General features: G+C 71.3%; 1 protein-coding gene. It reads right to left on the bottom strand.

Annotation, left to right across the window (positions count from 1 at the left end):
- A partial coding sequence (locus ACIPEK_RS46185; RefSeq protein WP_402008913.1) for a type I polyketide synthase occupies window positions 1-4,661 on the bottom strand: 4,661 nt, incomplete at both ends.

Genomic DNA, 4,661 nt, shown 5'->3' with positions numbered 1-4,661 from the left:
GGGTGATGAGGTGTGCGGCGATGAGGGTGGCGAGTCCGCCGGTGCCGCCGGTGATGAGGAGGGTGTCTTCGGGGCCCCAGTCCTCGAAACCGGTGGGAGCGGGTGAGCCGGCGGCCGTCACATCGGGTGCGACGCGTCCCAGCCGGGCCGCGTACACACCGTCCGACTGGACCGAAACCTGCGGCTCACCACTGGCGACCGCGGCCGGGAAGTGACGGGCCGAGGCCTCGTAGCCGTCCCAGCGGGCCAGCACGAAGCAGCCCGGATTCTCCTCCTGGGCCGACCTGACCAGACCCCCCACCGCCGCATTGATCAGGCTTCCCGGACCGTCCGTGTCCTGAGTCACGACGACCAGCCGCGAGGATGACAGCCGCTCCTCCGCCAGCCACTGCTGCAGAGTGCCCAGCACATCGCCGAGGACCTCACGAAGCCGCTCCGGCATCGTCGTCCTGCCGTCCGGGTCCGTGGCGTCGAACTCGACGACCGGGCACGGCAGCAGCACCACCGGTGGCACCGCATCGCCGAGCGAAGCCAGGTCGGGGTACGAAGTCAGGCCTGCCCAGGCCCACTTGTCAGCCTTCGAACCGAGCACCGCCCAACTGGTGCCGGTACCCGCACTCGCGCCATCCGTCGGGATCGGGGTCCACTCCACGTGGTACAGCGGCAGCGAACCGCCGCGCGCCGTCGCGATCTGCTCGGCAGACACCGGCCGGGCGACCATCGAGCGGACGGTTGCCACCGGTGCTCCGGCCGCGTCGGCCAGGTCCAGCGACGTCGTGTCCGCACTGCCGTCGACCGCCGCGACCCGGATCCGCAGCGCGGTCGCCCCCGAGGCGTGCAGCGACACGTCGCTCCACGCGAACGGCAGGGCCGCGCCGCGTCCGAGCTGCCGGCTCTCGCCGCCCACCAGCTCGGTGGCGTGGAGTGCGGCGTCGAGGAGGGCCGGGTGGAGACCGAACGCACCGGCGTCGCCGTGCGCCTCTTCCGGCAAGGCAACTTCGGCGTAGACGTCACCGTCGCGGCGCCAGGCGCCGCGCAGGCCCCGGAACACCGGTCCGTACTCCAGCCCGTCGGCGGCCAGCGTCGAGTAGAGCTCACTCACATCGACGCTGGCGGCGCCCTCGGGCGGCCATACGCTCAGATCGGCCCCGGAGCGGGACGCGCTCGCGCCGACGGCGAGCAGACCGCTGGCGTGCCGGGTCCAGGCGTCGGCAGAGGCCGCGTCCTGGACTCGCGAGTACACGTTGACCGGCCGCCGTGCGGACTCGTCGGGCTCACCCACGGACACCCGGAGGTCGCAGGCGCCCTGCGGCGGAAGGACGAGCGGCACTTCGAGGGTGAGCTCTTCCAGCAGGCCGCAACCCACCTGGTCGCCCGCCCGCAGGGCGAGTTCGACGCAAGCGGTGCCGGGCAGGAGGGTGGTGCCCATGACGGCGTGGTCGGCGAGCCACGGGTGGGTCTGGAGACCGATGCGTCCCGTCAGGACCACCGCGCTCGACTCCGGCAGCGTGATGGCGGCGCCGAGCAGCGGGTGCTGCGCGGGAGCGAGGCCGGAGGCGGACACGTCGGCCTGCTCGGCCACCGCGTTGATCCAGTAGTGCCGGCGCTGGAAGGGGTAGGTGGGGAGGTCGACGGGGCGGGCGGGGCCGCCGGCGTGCAGAGCCGGCCAGTTGACGGTGTGGCCGATGGTCCAGAGGCGGGCCAGAGCGGTGAGGGCCTCGGCCTCCTCGGGGCGGTTGCGGCGCAGGAGCGGGATGAATGCGGCCGTGGTGTCGTCGGGCAGGGCGTCGGGGGCCATGGTGGTCAGGACCGTGTCCGGGCCGACCTCCAGGAACGTCGTGACGCCTTCGCCGGCCAGGGTCTGCACGCCGTCGGCGAAGCGGACCGCCTTGCGGACATGGGACACCCAGTAGTCGGGTGAGGTGAGTTCCCCTGCCATGGCGGTGCGTCCGGTGACGGTCGAGACGACCGGGGTACGGGGCTCGCTGTAGCTGAGGCCCGACACCACCGTGCGGAACTTGTCCAGCATCGGGTCCATCAGCGGGGAGTGGAAGGCGTGCGAGACCTTCAGCCGGGACGTCTTGCCGCCCTGCGCCCGTACTGCCTCCACCACCTTCTCCACGGAGGCCGCAGCGCCGGAGACCACGATCGCGCGGGGTCCGTTGACGGCGGCGATGGCCGCGTCCTCGACTCCGTCGAGAATGGTGAGGATCTCGTCCTCGGTGGCCTGGACGGCCGCCATCACACCGCCGTCGGGCAGCGCCTGCATGAGGCGGCCGCGCGCCGCGACCAGAGCAGACGCGTCGGCCAGCGAGAACACTCCGGCCGCGTGCGCGGCGCTGATCTCGCCGATGGAGTGTCCGGCCAGCAGGTCGGGGCGTACCCCCAGCGACTCGGCCAGGCGGAACAGGGCCGTCTCGATGGCGAACAGGGCGGGCTGGGCGTACTCCGTACGGTTCAGCAGTGCAGCCTCCGCCGAGCCCTCCGCCGCGAACAGCACGTCCTTCAGCGGCCGTTCCAGCAGCGGGTCGAGGTGTGCGCACACCTCGTCGAGTGCGGCCGCGAACACCGGGAAGACCTCGGCCAGTTCACGTCCCATCCCGGTGCGCTGCGCGCCTTGTCCGGTGAACAGGAACGCCAGCCGCCCCTCAACCTGCGTGCCCAGTACGGTCCCTGCCGCTTCCTCGCCGGCCGCGAGTGTCCGCAGTCCGGCGAGCAGCTCATCGCGCCCTGCACCGGTGATGACCGCGCGGCGCTCCAGCTGCGCGCGGGTCGTGGCCAGTGCGAGCCCGACATCCACTGGCTCGGGGGCGTCCGTCCCCTCCAGCAGGTCCAGCAGGCCGGCTGCCTGCGCCCGCAGTGCGCCATCGGTCCGTGCACTGAACACCAGCGGCAGCACCGCCACCTCAGCACCCCGAGGTTCCGCCGCCGTCTCCTCCTGCGGTGCCTCTTCGATGATCACGTGGGTGTTGGTGCCGCTGATCCCGAACGACGAGACGCCCGCCCTTCGCGGCCCCTCGCTCTCCCAGGCCACCGCCTCGGTGAGTAGTTCCACCTGTCCGGACGTCCAGTCCACCTTCGATGACGGCTCGTCCACGTGCAGGGTCTTGGGCAGTATGCCGTTGCGCATCGCCATGACCATCTTGATGATTCCGGCCACGCCCGCGGCGGCTTGGGTGTGTCCCAGGTTCGACTTGATGGAGCCGAGCCGCAGGGGGCTTTCGGCGGGGCGGTTCTGGCCGTAGGTGGCGAGGAGTGCTTGTGCCTCGATGGGGTCGCCGAGGACGGTGCCGGTGCCGTGTGCTTCGACGGCGTGGATGTCGGTGGGGTTGAGGCGGGCGTTGTGGAGGGCTTGGTGGATGACGCGTTGTTGTGAGGGGCCGTTGGGTGCGGTGAGGCCGTTGCTTGCGCCGTCCTGGTTGACGGCGCTGCCTCGTACGACTGCCAGTACGTGGTGTCCGTTGCGCTGGGCGTCGGAGAGCCGCTCGACCAACAGTATGCCGACACCCTCGCCCCAGCCGGTGCCGTCGGCCGAGTCGGAGAAAGAACGGATGCGGCCGTCGTGCGCCAGACCGCGCTGCCTGCTGAAGTCGATGAAGGTGTCAGGCGTGGACATCACGGTCGCGCCGCCGGCGAGGGCGAGCGAGCATTCGCCGTTGCGCAGCGCCTGCACCGCGAGGTGCAGTGCGACCAGCGACGATGAGCACGCGGTGTCCACCGTCACCGCGGGGCCTTCGAGGCCGAGGGTGTAGGAGATGCGGCCGGAGGCGACGCTGCCGAGGCTGCCGTTGCCGAGGTAGGTGTCGACGCCTTCGGGGAGTGGGGAGTTGCCGAGGCGGGAGGCGTAGTCGTGGTACATGATGCCGGCGAAGACGCCGGTGCGGCTGCCGCGCAGGGTGTGGGGGTCGAGTCCGGCGCGTTCGAGTGCCTCCCAGGATGCTTCCAGGAGCAGGCGTTGCTGGGGGTCGGTGGCCAGTGCTTCGCGGGGGGAGATGCCGAAGAACTCGGCGTCGAAGTCCGCCGCGTCGTGCAGGAAACCGCCCTCACGCGAGTAGGTCTTGCCGGACTTGCCGGGCTCCGGGTCATAGATGTCGTCGATGTTCCAGCCGCGGTCTTCGGGGAAGGGTGAAATGCCGTCGCGTCCTTCGGCGAGCAACTCCCAAAGATCTTCGGGAGAGTTGACGCCGCCGGGGAAGCGGCAGCTCATGCCGACGATGGCGATGGGCTCGTCGGGGGCCGCACCGGACGGCACGACCGGGGTCGCGGTCGAGGCCGGGGCCGCGCCGAAGAGCTTGTCGCCCAGGTACTCGGCGAGTGCCTGCGGTGTCGGGTAGTCGAAGACGAGAGTCGCGGGCAGCCGCAGGGCGGTCGCCTTGTTCAGCCTGTTGCGCAGTTCCACGGCGGAGAGCGAGTCGAAACCGATCTCGGTGAACGCGCGCCGGGCGTCGACGGCGCTCGCGCTGTCGTGGTGCAGCACTCCGGCGACGTGCGTGCGTACGAGGTCCAGCAGGGCGCGCTCGCGCTCCGTCGTGTCCAGGCCGTGCAGCCGGGTGGCGACTTCGGAGCCGGTGGTGGTGTGGGTGGTGGTGTGTGCGGTGGGGCGGGTGGGTGTTGTGGGGTGGAGGGTGTGGAGGAGGTGTTGGGTGGGGTGGTGGGGGTTG

Source organism: Streptomyces sp. NPDC088246, from assembly GCF_044741025.1.
GTDB lineage: Bacteria > Actinomycetota > Actinomycetes > Streptomycetales > Streptomycetaceae > Streptomyces.
Note: the sequence above shows the minus strand (reverse complement) of the source record. Positions and strands in the feature narration are given on the sequence as shown.